11 protein-coding genes are annotated in these 14616 nt (G+C 71.6%); 4 read left to right on the forward strand and 7 right to left on the reverse strand.

The window, feature by feature from the left end:
• From nuoL to ACA511_RS05720, 4 genes are read left to right on the forward strand one after another with little or no spacing between them, the layout of a single operon-like run.
• Entirely contained in the window at positions 1 to 1917 is a 1917-nt protein-coding gene (nuoL, locus tag ACA511_RS05705; RefSeq protein ID WP_375022986.1) for an NADH-quinone oxidoreductase subunit L, read from the forward strand.
• Positions 1914 to 3494: an NADH-quinone oxidoreductase subunit M gene (locus ACA511_RS05710; protein ID WP_375022987.1), complete on the forward strand. Its 1581-nt coding sequence runs from the start codon at positions 1914 to 1916 to the stop codon at positions 3492 to 3494. The genes nuoL and ACA511_RS05710 overlap by 4 nt, the downstream gene beginning before the upstream one ends.
• On the forward strand, positions 3491 to 5083 hold the full coding sequence (nuoN, locus tag ACA511_RS05715) for an NADH-quinone oxidoreductase subunit NuoN (protein ID WP_375022988.1): 1593 nt from the start codon (positions 3491 to 3493) through the stop codon (positions 5081 to 5083). The genes ACA511_RS05710 and nuoN overlap by 4 nt, the downstream gene beginning before the upstream one ends.
• A gap of 10 nt (positions 5084 to 5093) precedes the next feature.
• Complete coding sequence (locus tag ACA511_RS05720; protein WP_375022989.1) at positions 5094 to 6134, forward strand: polyprenyl synthetase family protein; 1041 nt, start codon at positions 5094 to 5096, stop codon at positions 6132 to 6134.
• Positions 6135 to 6240: 106 nt separating this feature from the next.
• Here ACA511_RS05720 and ACA511_RS05725 read toward each other — a convergent pair whose 3' ends face one another.
• From ACA511_RS05725 to ACA511_RS05755, 7 genes are all read right to left on the reverse strand, one after another.
• The gene (locus tag ACA511_RS05725) at positions 6241 to 6852 is read right to left on the reverse strand and encodes an ATP/GTP-binding protein (protein ID WP_375022990.1); all 612 of its coding nucleotides are present in this window, start codon (positions 6850 to 6852) and stop codon (positions 6241 to 6243) included.
• On the reverse strand, positions 6833 to 7258 hold the full coding sequence (locus ACA511_RS05730) for a DUF742 domain-containing protein (RefSeq protein WP_375022991.1): 426 nt from the start codon (positions 7256 to 7258) through the stop codon (positions 6833 to 6835). The genes ACA511_RS05725 and ACA511_RS05730 overlap by 20 nt, the downstream gene beginning before the upstream one ends.
• Positions 7255 to 7680: a roadblock/LC7 domain-containing protein gene (locus tag ACA511_RS05735; RefSeq protein ID WP_375022992.1), complete on the reverse strand. Its 426-nt coding sequence runs from the start codon at positions 7678 to 7680 to the stop codon at positions 7255 to 7257. The genes ACA511_RS05730 and ACA511_RS05735 overlap by 4 nt, the downstream gene beginning before the upstream one ends.
• Entirely contained in the window at positions 7677 to 10169 is a 2493-nt protein-coding gene (locus tag ACA511_RS05740; RefSeq protein ID WP_375022993.1) for a nitrate- and nitrite sensing domain-containing protein, read from the reverse strand. The genes ACA511_RS05735 and ACA511_RS05740 overlap by 4 nt, the downstream gene beginning before the upstream one ends.
• A 312-nt stretch (positions 10170 to 10481) precedes the next feature.
• Complete coding sequence (locus ACA511_RS05745; RefSeq protein WP_375022994.1) at positions 10482 to 12185, reverse strand: prenyltransferase/squalene oxidase repeat-containing protein; 1704 nt, start codon at positions 12183 to 12185, stop codon at positions 10482 to 10484.
• A complete protein-coding gene (locus ACA511_RS05750; RefSeq protein ID WP_375022995.1) occupies positions 12182 to 13132 on the reverse strand; it encodes a terpene synthase family protein in 951 nt (316 codons plus the stop codon). Before ACA511_RS05750 ends, ACA511_RS05745 begins: the two co-directional genes overlap by 4 nt.
• A complete protein-coding gene (locus ACA511_RS05755) occupies positions 13129 to 14502 on the reverse strand; it encodes a cytochrome P450 (protein WP_375022996.1) in 1374 nt (457 codons plus the stop codon). Before ACA511_RS05755 ends, ACA511_RS05750 begins: the two co-directional genes overlap by 4 nt.
• Positions 14503 to 14616: the final 114 nt, after the last annotated feature.

Raw genomic sequence — 14616 nt, forward strand, 5'->3', positions numbered from 1 at the left:
ATGCAAGCGGAAGGCATCCAGGCCGCGTCCTGGCTTCTCATCGCGCTCCCGCTCGCGGGCGCCGCGATCCTCCTGCTCGGGGGGAGGCGCACCGACAAGTGGGGCCACCTGCTCGGCGTCACGATGTCGGTCGCGTCGTTCGCGGTCGGTGTCGCGATCTTCGTCCAGATGCTCGGGTACGACGCCGATGCGCGGCGCCGCACCCTGCACCTGTGGGACTTCATCGACGTCGGCTCGTTCAAGGTCGGGATGGACCTGCTGGTGGACCCGCTGTCCATCAGCTTCGTCCTGCTGATCACCGGGGTGGGCTCGCTCATCCACGTCTACTCCGTCGGCTACATGGCCGAGGATCCCGAGCGGCGCAAGTTCTTCGCCTACCTGAACCTGTTCGTGGCGGCGATGCTGCTGCTGGTGCTCGGCAGCAACTACCTGGTCATGTTCCTCGGCTGGGAGGGCGTCGGTGTCGCCTCCTACCTGCTGATCGGGTTCTGGCAGCACAAGCCGACCGCGGCGACCGCGGCGAAGAAGGCGTTCGTCGTCAACCGCGTCGGCGACATGGGGCTGATCATCGCGATCGCGCTGCTGTTCGCCACGTTCGGCACCATCGACTACGGGCCGATCCTCGGGCTCGGCCCCGAGCACGCGGGCCTCGCGACGAAGCTGAGCTCCGGCACCGCCACGGCGATCGGGCTGCTCCTGCTGCTCGGCGCCTGCGGCAAGTCGGCGCAGCTGCCGCTGCAGTCCTGGCTGCTGGACGCGATGGAGGGCCCGACCCCCGTGTCGGCGCTCATCCACGCGGCGACGATGGTGACCGCGGGCGTGTACCTGATCGTCCGGTCCGGGCCGATCTTCGAGATGTCGGAGACCGCGCAGCTGGTGGTGACGATCGTCGGTGCGGCCACGCTGCTCTTCGGTGCGATCATCGGGTGCGCCAAGGACGACATCAAGAAGGCCCTCGCCGGGTCGACGATGTCGCAGATCGGCTACATGACGCTGGCCGCCGGGCTCGGCAAGGCCGGGTACGTCTTCGCCATCGCGCACCTCATCGCGCACGGCTTCTTCAAGGCGGGCCTGTTCCTCGGCGCCGGCTCGGTCATGCACGGCATGAAGGACGACGTGAACATGCGCCACTACGGCGCGCTCCGCGGCGTCATGATGGCCACCGCGGTGACGTTCGGGCTCGGGTACCTCGCGATCATCGGGTTCCCGTTCCTGTCCGGCTGGTTCACCAAGGACGCCATCATCGAGGCCGCGTTCGACAAGGGCGGCACGTCCGGGATGATCCTCGGCGTCTGCGCGGTGGTCGGCGCGGCCGTCACCGCCTACTACATGTCGCGCGTCATGTTCATGACGTTCTTCGGCGAGAAGCGCTGGGCGGACGACGTCCACCCGCACGAGTCGCCGAAGGTCATGACGATCCCGCTGATGCTGCTCGCGGTCGGCTCCGTCGCCGCCGGCGGGTTCCTGATCCTCGGCGGGTTCGCCGACTTCCTGGAGCCGGTCGTCGGGGCGCCCGAGCACGAGCACGAGTTCAAGTTCATCACCGGTCCGGGCATCGCGGTCTTCGTACTGATGATCATCGGTGCGGCGATCGCGTGGCGGCAGTACGGCAGCCGGAAGGTGCCGCGCGAGGCGCCCAAGGGCTCGTTCGTCACCGTCGCGGCCCGCAAGGACCTGTACGGCGACGCGCTCAACGAGTCGCTGCTCATGCGTCCCGGCCAGTGGCTGACCCGCCTCGCGGTCTGGTTCGACGGCCGCGGCGTCGACGGCCTCGTCAACGGCACGGCCGCCGGGGTCGGCGGCAGTTCCGGGCGGCTCCGCCGGATCCAGACCGGATTCGCCCGCTCCTACGCACTCTCGATGCTGGGCGGCGCGGCCCTCGTGGTCGCGGCGCTCCTGGTGGTGAACGTTTCATGAGCGACTTTCCCTGGCTGAGCGTCCTCATCGGACTGCCACTGGTGGGCGCGCTGCTGCTCATCGTCATCCCGCGCCAGCGGGAGACGCTGGTCAAGCAGTTCGCGCTCGGCGTCTCCCTCGTCGTCGCGGTGCTGACCGGCGTCATGGCGGCGGGCTTCGACGCGGGCGGGGCGCGCTTCCAGTTCGAAGAGAAGTACTGGTGGATCAAGGAGTTCGGGGTCCACTGGGCGGTCGGCGTCGACGGCGTCGCGCTGACGCTGATCCTGCTGTCGGTCATCCTCGTCCCGCTGGTCATCCTGGCCTCCTGGAGCGAGGCCGACCGGTCGGGCGGCACGGACGTCCCGCCGAAGCGGTCCGCGAAGACGTACTTCGCGCTGCTGCTGTCGCTGGAAGCGGCCATGATCGGCGTCTTCGCGGCGACCGACGTGTTCCTCTTCTACGTCTTCTTCGAGGCGATGCTGATCCCGGTGTACTTCATCATCGGGTCCTACGGCGGCGCGCAGCGCTCCTACGCCGCGGTGAAGTTCCTGCTGTACTCGCTGTTCGGCGGGCTGCTGATGCTCGTCGCCGTCATCTGGCTGTACCCGCTGTCGGCGAAGTCGGTCGACGACGGCGGCCTCGGGCACGGCACGTTCATGTTCGACGAGCTGTCGAAGATGAACATCGACCCGACGACGGCGAAGTGGCTGTTCCTCGGCTTCTTCATCGCGTTCGCGATCAAGGCGCCGATGTTCCCGGTGCACACCTGGCTGCCGGACGCGGCGCAGCAGTCCCCGGCCGGCGCGCTGGTGCTGATCGTCGGCGTCCTGGACAAGGTCGGCACGTACGGGATGCTCCGGTTCTGCCTGGAGCTGTTCCCGGGCGCGGCCAAGTGGGCGACGCCCGCCGTGCTCGCGTTCGCGGTCGTCAGCATCATCTACGGCGCGATCCTCGCGATCGGGCAGGTCGACATGAAGCGGCTGATCGCCTACACGTCGATCTCCCACTTCGGGTTCATCGTGCTCGGCGTCTTCGCGATGACGTCGCAGGCCCAGTCGGGCGCGGCGCTGTACATGGTGAACCACGGCTTCTCCACCGGCGCGCTGTTCCTGATCGTCGGGTTCCTGATCGTCCGGCGGCGGTCGGCGCGGATCTCCGACTTCGGCGGCGTGCAGAAGGTGGCGCCGGTGCTCGCCGGGACGTTCCTCGTCGCCGGCCTGTCCGGGCTGTCGCTGCCCGGCCTGTCGCCGTTCGTGTCGGAGTTCCTCGTCGTGGTCGGCACGTTCAGCCGCTACGAGTGGGCCGCCGTCGCCTCCATCATCGCCATCGTGCTCGCCGCCATCTACATCCTGTGGATGTACCAGCGGACCATGGGCGGCCCGCCGGTCCCCGCGGTCGAGGGCATGAAGGACCTGTCCGCCCGGGAGAAGTGGGTCATCGCCCCGATCATCGCGATCATCGTGGCGATGGGCTTCTTCCCGCAGCCGGTGCTGCACGTGATCAACCCGTCGGTGCACCACACCCTGGCCCGCGTCGATCAGCACGACCCGGCGCCGGACGTCACCGGTAACGTCGCCGAGAACGGAGCCCGTCCATGAGCACCTCCAGCCAGGTGAGCGCGGTCCTCGCGCAGGGGGGTGACATCCCCGCGCCGCACATCGAGTACGGGCAGATCGCCCCGCTGCTCCTGGTCCTCGGCGCCGCCGTCGTGGGCGTGCTCGTCGAGGCGTTCGTCGGCCGCAACGCCCGCTACTACGTGCAGGTGCCGATCGCGTTCCTCGGCCTCGCCGGCGGGTTCGCGTGGACGGCCGCGCTGGCGTGGCGCGACAACCCGCACCACGTCGCCGCCGAGGGCGCGCTCGGCGTGGACGGGCCGACGCTGTTCATCCAGGGCACGATCCTGGTGCTGGCGCTCGTCAGCCTGCTGCTGATCGCCGAGCGCGGCGGCGGCCGCGTGACGACCGGCGGGCACTTCGCCGCGCAGGCGTCCGCGCTGCCGGGCAGCGAGGCGGAGCAGCGGGCCGGCGAGGCGGGATTCCTGCAGACCGAGGTCTTCCCGCTGATGATGTTCGCCGTCGGCGGCATGATCATGTTCCCGGCCGCGAACGACCTGCTCACGATGTTCGTGGCGCTGGAGGTCATGTCGCTGCCGCTGTACCTGCTGTGCGGGCTCGCCCGCCGGCGGCGCCTGCTCTCGCAGGAGGCGGCGGTCAAGTACTTCCTGCTGGGCGCGTTCTCGTCGGCGTTCTTCCTGTACGGGGCGGCGCTGCTGTACGGGTACGCCGGCTCGGTGCGGCTGTCGGACATCTCCGCGCAGATCGGCAAGGACGCCGGCAGCGAGACCCTGCTCCTCGCGGGCGTCGCGCTGCTGTCGGTGGGGCTGCTGTTCAAGCTCGGCGGCGTCCCGTTCCACATGTGGAAGCCGGACGTCTACCAGGGCGCCCCGACGCCGATCACGGCGCTGATGGCGTCCGGCACGGTCGTCGCCGCGTTCGGCGGGATCCTGCGCGTCTACTACGTCGCGTTCGAGACCCTCCGGTGGGACTGGCGGCCCGTCATGTGGGGTGTGGCGATTCTCACGATGGTCGCCGGGTCGATCATCGCGATCACCCAGACCGACATCAAGCGGATGCTGGCCTACTCGTCCATCGCGCACGCGGGCTTCCTGCTCATGGGCGTGATCGCCAGCTCCCCGGACGGCCTGTCGAGCACCCTGTTCTACCTGCTCGCCTACGGCTTCACCTCGGTCGGCGCGTTCGCCGTCGTCACGATGGTGCGGGACGCGGGCGGCGAGGCGGGGCACCTGTCCCGGTGGGCCGGGCTCGGCAAGCGCTCCCCGGTGGTCGCGGGCGTGTTCGCCTTCTTCCTGCTGGCGTTCGCCGGCATCCCGCTCACCAGCGGGTTCACCGGCAAGTTCGCGGTCTTCAAGGCGGCCGTCGAGGAGGGCGCGACGCCGCTGGTCATCGTGGCCGTCCTGTCGTCCGCCGTCGCCGCGTTCTTCTACGTCCGCGTGATCGTCGTCATGTTCTTCAGCGAGCCGGACGCGGACGGGCCGGTCGTGGTGGCCGGGCCGGCGACCGCGGTCGCCGTGGCCCTCGGTGTGACGGCTACTGTGGTACTCGGCGTGATCCCGCAGCCGGTCCTGGACCTCGCGGGCCAGGCCACGACCCACATGTTCGTCCGTTAGGGAGTCTTGGGTGAGCAACCCATCCGCTGCGAAGTCCGGCGGGCCGGCCGGCACGGTGTCCGGCCCGTTCGGGCTTCCCATCGACGCCGCGCTCGCGTCCAGCGCCAACACGCGGCTGGCCGAGGTCGAGACCATGCTGCTCGACTGCGTGCGCGGTGAGGACCCGCTGCTCACCGAGGCGTCCGAGCATCTCGTCGAGGCGGGCGGCAAGCGGTTCCGGCCGATGCTGGTGCTGCTCGCCTCCCACTTCGGCGACGCCGCGGCGCCCGCCGTGGTGCCCGCCGCCGTCGTCGTCGAGCTGACCCACCTCGGCACCCTGTACCACGACGACGTGATGGACGAGGCGACCGTCCGCCGCGGGCAGGAGTCCGCCAACTCGCGGTGGACGAACACGGTCGCGATCCTCACCGGCGACTACCTGTTCGCCCGCGCGTCCGACCTGCTCGCCGACCTCGGCCCGGAGGCCGTCCGCATCCAGGCCCGCGCGTTCGCCCGCCTCGTCCGCGGCCAGATCCAGGAGACGGTCGGCCCCGGCGCCGACGCCGACCCCCTGAAGCACTACCTGGGCGTCGTCGCCGACAAGACCGCGTCCCTGATCGCCGTCTCGGGGCAGTTCGGCGCCCTGCTGTCCGGCGCCCCCACCCACGTCGTCGACACGGTCACCTCCGCCTGCGAGAAGATCGGCGTCGCGTTCCAGCTGTCCGACGACATCCTCGACATCGACTCCGAGACCGAGGAGTCCGGGAAGATCCCCGGCACCGACCTCCGCGAAGGCATCCGCACCCTCCCGATGCACCTCGTCCTCGCCGGCGCGGGGTCCGGCCCGGACGACGCCCGCCTCCGCGAACTCCTCGTCCAGGACCTCACCGACGACGCCCTGCACGCCGAGGCCCTCACCCTCCTGCGCGCCCACCCCGCCATGGACCGCGCCCGCGCCGACCTGCGCCAGTGGGCCGAGGACGCCCGCGCCGAACTCCTCACCCTCCCCGACATCCCCGCCCGCGACGCCTTCACGAACCTCTGCGACTACGTCGTCTCCCGCACGGGCTGACGGCGTCCCCCGCTCCTTCGGGCCCGGCGGCCTCAGGATGTGAGCGAACGGGGCCGTGTGCGGCCGCCGGCTTCGGCCGGCGGCGCACACGGCCCCGTTCTCGTTCTCAGGCGTTCTGCGGTTCGGGTTCTCCGGTGAGGCCGCGGACCTTCATGGCGTGCAGGACGAGGTCGATGAGGACCTCCCGGCAAGAGTCGAGGCTGCGGGCGTCGCAGAGCATGACGGGAACCTTCGGGCCCAGGTTCAGGGCCATCTGGATCTCCCCGAGGTCGTACTGCTTGGCGCCGTCGAAGCAGTTGACGGCGACGATGAACGGGGTGCCGCGTCGCTCGAAGTAGTCGACCGAAGGGAAGCAGTCGGACAGGCGGCGGGTGTCGGCGAGGACGACGGCGCCGAGCGCGCCGAGCGAGACCTCGTCCCACATGAACCAGAAGCGCTCCTGGCCGGGGGTGCCGAACAGGTAGAGGACGTACTCGTTCTGCATCGTGATGCGGCCGAAGTCCATCGCGACCGTGGTGGTGTTCTTGCGCTCCACCCCGGAGATGTCGTCGACGCCGACGCCCTGGTCGGTGAGTACTTCCTCGGTGCGCAGCGGCTGGGTCTCGGAGACCGTGCCCACCATCGTGGTCTTTCCGACCCCGAAACCGCCCGCGATCACGATCTTGACCGCGGTGGGGAGCCGGCGGGCGCGCACGCCCCTAGAGGGCCCGGAGACCATCGATCACCGCCTTGTAGAGCCTGATGTCATGCATGTCCGCCTCCGGTTCGGGTTCCTGCATGGAGACGAAACCCTTGTCGAGCAGGTCGCCGAGCATCACCCGCACGGTCGCGACCGGCAGGTCGAGGTGCCCGGTGAGTTCGGCGACCGACATGACGCTCTGGCAGAGCCGGAGGATCGCCAGATGTTCGGGGCCGAGCCCGATCGCGCCCTCGGGTTCGGGCCCGACCGCCACCACCAGGGTGATGAGGTCGAACTTGCCGCGGGTCGGCTCGATGCGGCCGCTGGTCATCACGTACGGCCGCACCATCGGGCCGGCCTGGTCGTCCAGCAGCCGGTCGTGGGCCGGCCGCGGCGCCGGATCGTCCGCCCAGGGCTCCGGCACGGGGTCCTCGGGGGGCATCATGCCGAACGTCCCTCCCCGGCGGACTCCGAGCGCGACGGCGAGGTGAGGTGGTGGCCCATGGCCGTCACGAGCATCGCCATCTCGTAGGCGATGAGGCCGACGTCGGCGTCCTCCTCGGCCAGCACCGCCAGGCACGCGCCCTTGCCCGCCACCGTGACCAGCAGGAACGCCGTGGCCATCTCGATGATCGTCTGCCGGACGGGGCCGCCGCCGAAGCGGGTGCCGGCCCCCTTGGCGAGGCTCTGGATGCCGGCGGCGACGGCGGCGAGATGCTCCCCGTCGTCCTGCGACATGCCCTCCGAGGACGCCATGAGCAGGCCGTCCGCCGACAGGACCACCGCGGTGCGGGTGTGCGGCAGCCGGCGCACCAGGTCGTCCAGCAACCAGCCCAGATCGGAGGGGGAACCGGTCTTCTGTGTCACTGATCTTCCTCGCCTTCCGCTGCGTTCTCGCCGTCTTCCGAGCGGGCCGCGTCCGAGCGGCCCTGCCGGGTGCCGCGCTGGTACGAGCCCATGATCCGCTGGATCTCCGCGGGGGAGCGGGCCGGGAGTTCCTGCTCTTCCTGCTCGTCGTCGGCGGCCTCGTCGGTGCGCAGGGGCTCGACGAGGTTCGCCTGCGGCACCCGGACGGGCAGGCCGGACGGTGTGGTGGAGATGTCGGGCACGGGTGGCTGGTCCTCCGGCTGGGTGGTGTCGGGACGCTCCCCGGCCGCCGGCGCGTCGTGCGGCCGGGCGGGCGTGTCCGGCGTCGGGGCCTCGGGGTCGGCCTGGGGCCCGGCGCCGTTCCCGCCGGGCGCCCGCGCGGGCGGCGGGGCCGCCCTGGGCGCGGACGGTTCGGGCGCGGACGCTTCGGGCAGGGACGGCTCGGACGCGGACGCTTCGGGCAGGGACGGCTCGGACGCGGGCGGTGGCACCGCGACCAGGGCGGGGCCGACGTTCTGCGGGCCGGTGCTCGTCGGGGACAGCGTCGCCGTGGCGCCGGCGGCCGCGTGCCCGGCCGGGGCCGCCGCGCCGACGGCGGCGGGGCGGCGCACCTCCAGCCCGTTCGGGGTGGTGGTGCCGGCGGCGACGGGGGCCGGGCCCTGCTCGACGATCAGCTCCCGCGGGATGACGATGACGGCGGTGGTGCCGCCGTACGCGGACCGCTTCAGCGACACCTGGAGGTTGTACCGTTCGGCGAGCTTGCTGACCACGAACAGGCCGAGCTGCACCGAGCTCTGCAGGTTGAAGTCGGGCGGGTTCGCGATCCGGTCGTTGATCTCGGTGAGCCGCTCGTCGGTCATGCCGAGCCCGCGGTCCTCGATGTCGATGGCGAAGCCGCTCGCGACGAGGTGGCCGCCGATCTGCACGACGGTGTCGGGCGGGGAGAACGACACCGCGTTCTCGATCAGCTCGGCCAGCAGGTGGGTGACGTCGCCGACCGCGCGGCCGGCCAGCTCGATCGGGCCGAACGGCAGCACGGTGACGCGGGTGTAGTCCTCGACCTCGCCGACCGCGGCGCGGATGACGTCCACCATCGGGACGGCGTTGCGCCAGCCGCGGGCGGGCAGGGCGCCGGACAGCACGATCAGGTTCTCGGCGTTGCGCCGCATGCGGGTCGCGAGGTGGTCGAGCCGGAACAGCTCCTCCAGCTCCTTGACCTCGATGTCGCGGCGGCGCTCCATCGTGTCCAGCATGGTGAGCTGCCGGTGCACCAGCGTCTGGGTGCGGCGCGCCAGGCTCAGCAGGACGTCCCGGATGCCGCGGCGCAGTTCGGCCTGCTCGACGGCGGTGCGGATCGCGGTCTCCTGGACGGCGTTGAACGCGCGTCCCACCTGGCCGATCTCGTCGCTGCCGAAGCTCAGCGGCGGTGCCTCGAGCGCGACGTCCACCTTCTCGCCGTGCCCGAGCCGGTCGACGACGCTGGGCAGCCGCTGCTCGGCCAGTTCCCAGGCCGCGCCGCGCAGCCGTTCGAGCTGCCGGACGAGCGCGCGGGCCGTGGTGATCGACACGATGATGGACGCGATGACCGCGATGAGCCCGAGGCCGCCGGCGAGCAGCAGCCGGATGATGACGCCGGTGGCGATCGGCGTGGCGCGGTCGACGAGCCGGTCACCGGACGACTGGATCTGGTGGCGCATGTCGCCGAGCGCGGGCTCGGCCGCGGAGTTCCACTGGTCGGCGGTCAGCGTGGGGCGCAGCGTGCCGCGGGACTGCGTCGCGGAGGTCGCGGAGAAGGCCCGGCGGTTCTGCATGACCTGGTCTTCGAGTTCCTGGATCCTGCTGAGCTTCGCGTTCTCCGTCAGGCCCGTGTACAGGGCGCGGTCGGAGTCCTGGACGGTGACGAGCTCCTGCGCGGTGTTGCGCCGCCGGGTGCCCACCGTCTGGGTGAACGTGATGAGCTCGGACTGGGTGATCCGGCCGGCCGCGAGGGCCCCCGCCATCAGGGCGTCCTCCTGGGATAGGAGTTCCCACATGCGGTTGAGTTCGAGAAGCGTCCGCGTGTCCCGGGCGAAATCCTTGTCGTCCAGGGTGGCCAGCGAATCGTAGACCCGGAAAATGGACTCGACGACTTCGGAATATGCGCCGGCGGTGCGGGCGCGGTCGGTGGCCCCGGCGTCGATCGAGCGCCGGGTGCCGTCCACGGCCTTCAGCCGGTCGAGCATCTGGGCGACGCGCCGTTCGAGGATGTCGCCGCCGAAGCGCCCGACGTTGCCGCCGCGTGCGAGCCGGACCGCCTCCGCGCGCGTCTTGTCGGTCTGCACGCGCTGCGCGTTCAGCGCGGCGCGCGCGGCGGGGCCGGGCCTCGCGAGCTGGACCATGGAGAGCCTGCGCTCCCGCTGCAGGTCGGCGAGCAGCGGGTCGGTCGGTTGCGCGAGGGCGCTGTCCAGCGTGCTGACGCCGAGCAGATTGACGCCTTCGCGCAGTGTCACCCAGGCCGCGAAAACCCACAGTGCGACGAGGGAGAGCAACAGGGCCGTGATCTTGGTTCTCAGGCGCGAGTTGCGGAAGCGCATTACTATCGCCCCAACAATATATTAAATGGCTGGCAACCCGCTTTCGCCTGGTTAAGGAGGAGCGGGTCGCGCGGTGTGGTGGGTTGCAAGGGCGACGGCTGGCCGCCGTTACATACGGCTTAGAAGACTAGCAACACGACCATAGCCACTCAAGGTGAATCGTCAACGCCGAACGTTTTGCCGCATTCGGTGAGTGTGTCCGGTTAGCGGGATGTGGCCAATTTCACCTCAACCGCGCATTGCGTCCGTGACCGGCACCGTTCCGGCCAGGTGCAGCGCCGCCAGCACGGCCGCGCGGACGATCGCCGTGGGCCGATAGAGATCCTTGTCATGCCAGAGCGCCGGCTCGTCGGCGGCGCCGCCGTCCCCGCTGGTCAGCGAGCGGAGCAGCGGCGGGACGGCCCGCGCGACGGCGTCCCGCCCGGCTCGGTCGAGGGGGCGGCCGGTCAGCAGCAGGAGTTGCACCGCGTACGCCGTCTCCTCCGGAGTGCCGCCCCAGCGGCCCCACGAGCCGTCCGGGTGCTGCGACGCGAGGACCCAGTCCCGGGCCGCGTCGACCGCGCCGGACGACTCCGTCCCGCCGAAGCCCGCCAGCGCGATGGCGCCGCACGCCGTCGCGTAGAGCGGGGAGGCGTGCCACCGGTCCGCCCAGCTTCCGTCCGGCTGCTGCTGCCCGCGGAGCCAGCCGGCGACCTTCGCGACGGTCGAGGCGTAGCGGGCGGTGTCCGCGCCCGGCGCTCCGCCGGCGCGGTCGCACGCGGCGATGTACTGCCCGAACGCCTCCAGGACGTGCGCGTTGGTCGTGACCGACGCGCCCTCCTCGCCCTGCCAGGTGCAGAAGTGCGTGTCCATCTCGTAGGAGTAGAGGGGGTCGGGCCGGTGGTGCGCGCCGAGCAGCGCCAGCGCGTACAGCGCGCCCGCGGTGGTGTCGGCGTCCGCGGGCAGGCCCTCCGCCGCCGGGGTGCCCGCCGGGCCGAGCGGCGCGGTCAGGCTCAGCACCAGCTCCGGCGGGACGGCGATCGGGATGCCCGCGCGGACCAGCCACGCCAGCACCCAGCCGCGCTCGAACACCGTCAGCGGGAATCCGCACGGCACGGGCCCGCCGTGCTGCGCCACCACGGTCTCCAGGTACCAGCGGGCGGGACTGCTCGGATCGTCCGCCGCCCGCGCGTCCAGCCAGGCCGCGGTCGCCGCGGGCGACGCGCCGATCGTGCCGGTCGGCTCGGGGCGCAGCTGCGGCGGCCCGGCCGGCCCGCCCCCGGCGATCTCCAGGGCGTGCAGCAGCTTGCGCGGCACGTCCGTGCCGGAGCGGAGCAGCGCCCGGACGAACTCCAGCTTCGCGCCGCCCAGCCCCGCCGGGGGGCCGAGCTCGCGTCCCGCCCACTCGGCCAGGCCGGGGACCGGACGATCGTCCAGCCGCGCCAGGGACGCGTTGATCCGCCCGGTCAGGGCCGGCGCGATCAGCTCGATCGCGGGCAGGTCGGGGAGGTCCAGGGACGCCGCCGAGGGCCCGCACATCCGCGCGCCGATCGCCCGCAGCCCGGCGGCGGCCGAGCGCACCAGCCAGCCGCTGTGCATGACGGCCCCGCCGCCGCGCGCCGTCCGGCGCTCCCCGGTCAGCTCCGTGAGCAGGGCCTCGACCGCGCTCAGCGTCGGGACGAGCGCGTACCCGTCGTCCGGCGCCCCCCAGACGCCGTCCGGCCGCTGCGTTTCGAGGAGATAGGACAGGCGCCGGTCGTGGCCGCTCAGCCAGGGCGCGAACGTCACCACCCGGCCGGTCTCGTACACCGACGGCGAGACCTGCCCCCACGGGCGCGCGACGAGCCCGCCGATCAGCTCGCGCGCCGCGCCGACCGTGTCGACGGCGCCCGCGTGCGGCCGCCGCGCGGACGGGACGGCGGTTCGCAGCGCCGGACGGTCGTCGACGCTCACAACGTGCCCCAGAAGTCGGTCACGCCGTAGAAGCCGGCGCAGAAGTCCATCTGCCGTTCCATGTACCGGGCCAGTTCCGGGGCGCTCGGCGCGGCGTCGCGGAGCAGCGTCCGGGCCTCGCCGGTCAGCTCCCCGATCCGTTCCTCGACCTCGGCGCGCGTCCGGTCGAGCAGCAGGCCGTTCAGGTCGCCCCACTGGACGTCGCGCTCGTAGGTGCCGAGGTCGTTCAGCAGCCGGACGACGCGCTGCACGGCCCGGCTCGCCTCGCGGACCACCGGAGCGTTCCCGCCGCCCCCGGACGCGATCCAGTGCGAGGCGAACACGAACGAGAAGCCGAGGTTGTCGGCGTTCGCGAGGTACTCCTCGAACGTCGGCCCGCGCTCGCCCCTGTTCCGCGCGGCCTTCCAGTCCCATTCGAGGGCCATCGCGTCGAGCATGCGCTGGAGTTCGTCCCGCCAGACGTCGCGGAGCTCCGGATAGGCGGGCTCGGCCTCCAGTTCGGCGCGGACGTCGGCGAGGAAGCGTCCGAGCTCGTCCTCCGCGGACGCGCCGTCCGGGGCGGGCGCCCCGTCCGCCACGCTCGCGCACCGCTGGACGAGGCCCGCCACCTCCGCGCGCGACGACGCGGAGTAGTCGATCAGCCAGTCGAGGCCGAAGCACCACAGGCAGACGCGGTTGGCCATGCGCAGCCGCCCGGCGCTGAGCCCGGGGCCGCTGAACGCCGCCGCGAGCGCGAGCGTGCTGAACAGCGCCGGGTCGAACGCCTTCGCGTCGTACAGCGCGGGGTGGTCGGCGGCCCAGCCGCGCATCTGCCGCTGTGCCTGGCCCGCGACGGCGCAGATCGTCCCGGCCTCGAGCGCGGGGGTCGCCGGCCCGCCGGGCGTCCCCGCGGGCCGGACGCCCCGATGGGAGGGATCGGCGAGCTCGTCGGACGCGGTCTCCGTCATCGCGGCCGCCCCATCGGGTCCAGCTTCAGGTAGAGCGGCTGGTCGGGACGGAGGGTCGCGCCGATCCGCGCCTCCACCGGGCCGTCCGTCGGCATCAGCGACGGGCGGTGCCGGCTCAGGATGGCGGTGAGGATCAGCTCCGCCTCCATGTTGAACACGTGCCGTCCGATGCACTGGTGCGGGCCGCCGCCGAAGGGGTAGTAGGCGTACCGGTGGCGGGTGCGGTTCGCCTCGGCGGTGAAGCGCTCGGGGTCGAATTCGAGCGGCCGGTCCCACACCGATTCGAGGCGGTGCGTGAGGAACGGGCTGACCAGCACGGTCTGCCCGCTCTTGATCTGGACGCCGCCGATGGAGGTGTCGGAGAGCGCGATGCGCGGGAAGATCCAGCCGACCGGGTACAGCCGCAGCAGCTCCTGGACGACCTGCCGAACGTACGGCAGCCTGCGCAGGTGCTCGGGCCGGACGTCCTCGTCCCCGACGACCTCGGCGATCTCCGCGCAGAGCCGGTCGGTCACCTCGGGATGCTCGCCGAGCATGGGCCACAGCCAGGTCAGGGCGACGGTCGTCGTCTCGGTGCTGGTGGCCCACATGGCGAGCAGGTTGTCGCGCACCCACCGGTCGTCCAGGCCGCTGCCCTCGGTCATCCGGGCCTTGCACAGCGCGGTGAAGATGTCGTATCCCTCGCCGGCGTCGTAGCGGAACCGGTCGACGAGCTCGTTGAGCGTCTCGTCCATGACCTTGAGGCCCTCGGCGAACGCGCGGTCGCCGGGCAGCGGGATCGACTTCGGGACGAACGGCAGCAGGAAGCGGAACGCGATCGAGGTGGCCAGCCGCTCCATCGCCGGGATCATCCGGTCGGCCTCCGCCTGCCGGATCTTGTCGCCGAACAGCACCTTGATCACGGTGTCGTGGACGATGCGCCCCATCTCGGGCAGCACCTCGATGGGCCGGCCCTCGCGCGCCGGCTCGTCCAGCTGCCGGACGGCCTCGTTGATCGCCCGCGCCATGTGGTCGCTGAGCGACCTGATGGTGCCGGTCGAGAACACCGGCTGCAGGATCCGCTTGCTCAGCTCCCACTCGTCGTACTCGGACATGATGCTGTCCCCGAACAGGCTGTGCAGGGGGCGCCAGAACGTGCCGTCCCGGACGAAGTTCTGCGATTCCTTCCGCAGCACCTGCTGGACGTGGTCGGGATGGGTCACCAGGTAGGGATGGGAAGCGCCGAGGTCGAGCCGGGCGATGTCGCCGCCGGCCGCCGTGCTGATGCGGAGGATCTCCCGCAGCGGGTTGCGGACGAGCTTGGAGACGGTCCGATGGAGGGGAAAGTTTCTCGCACTGCGTACAGGAACGGCGTCAACGTCGACGGACACTTCCGACTGCCCCCCAAGGTGAGGTGGTTGAAAGCAATCACCCCTCTGCGGTTTCCGCCGCGCACGGGTGTGCGGGCGGAGCAGAGGGGAGCGATTCGAGTTCTCTGTAGGCGT

Source organism: Actinomadura sp. GTD37, from assembly GCF_041951365.1.
Taxonomy (GTDB): Bacteria; Actinomycetota; Actinomycetes; order Streptosporangiales; family Streptosporangiaceae; genus Spirillospora.

What these genes read in the sequence shown, in the direction of transcription:
- nuoL (WP_375022986.1), top strand. Translation starts at nt 1, where the DNA reads ATGCAAGCGGAAGGCATCCAGGCCGCGTCCTGGCTTCTCATCGCGCTC.
- ACA511_RS05710 (WP_375022987.1), top strand. Translation starts at nt 1,914, where the DNA reads ATGAGCGACTTTCCCTGGCTGAGCGTCCTCATCGGACTGCCACTGGTG.
- nuoN (WP_375022988.1), top strand. Translation starts at nt 3,491, where the DNA reads ATGAGCACCTCCAGCCAGGTGAGCGCGGTCCTCGCGCAGGGGGGTGAC.
- ACA511_RS05725 (WP_375022990.1), bottom strand. Translation starts at nt 6,852, where the DNA reads ATGGTCTCCGGGCCCTCTAGGGGCGTGCGCGCCCGCCGGCTCCCCACC.
- ACA511_RS05730 (WP_375022991.1), bottom strand. Translation starts at nt 7,258, where the DNA reads ATGATGCCCCCCGAGGACCCCGTGCCGGAGCCCTGGGCGGACGATCCG.
- ACA511_RS05750 (WP_375022995.1), bottom strand. Translation starts at nt 13,132, where the DNA reads ATGACGGAGACCGCGTCCGACGAGCTCGCCGATCCCTCCCATCGGGGC.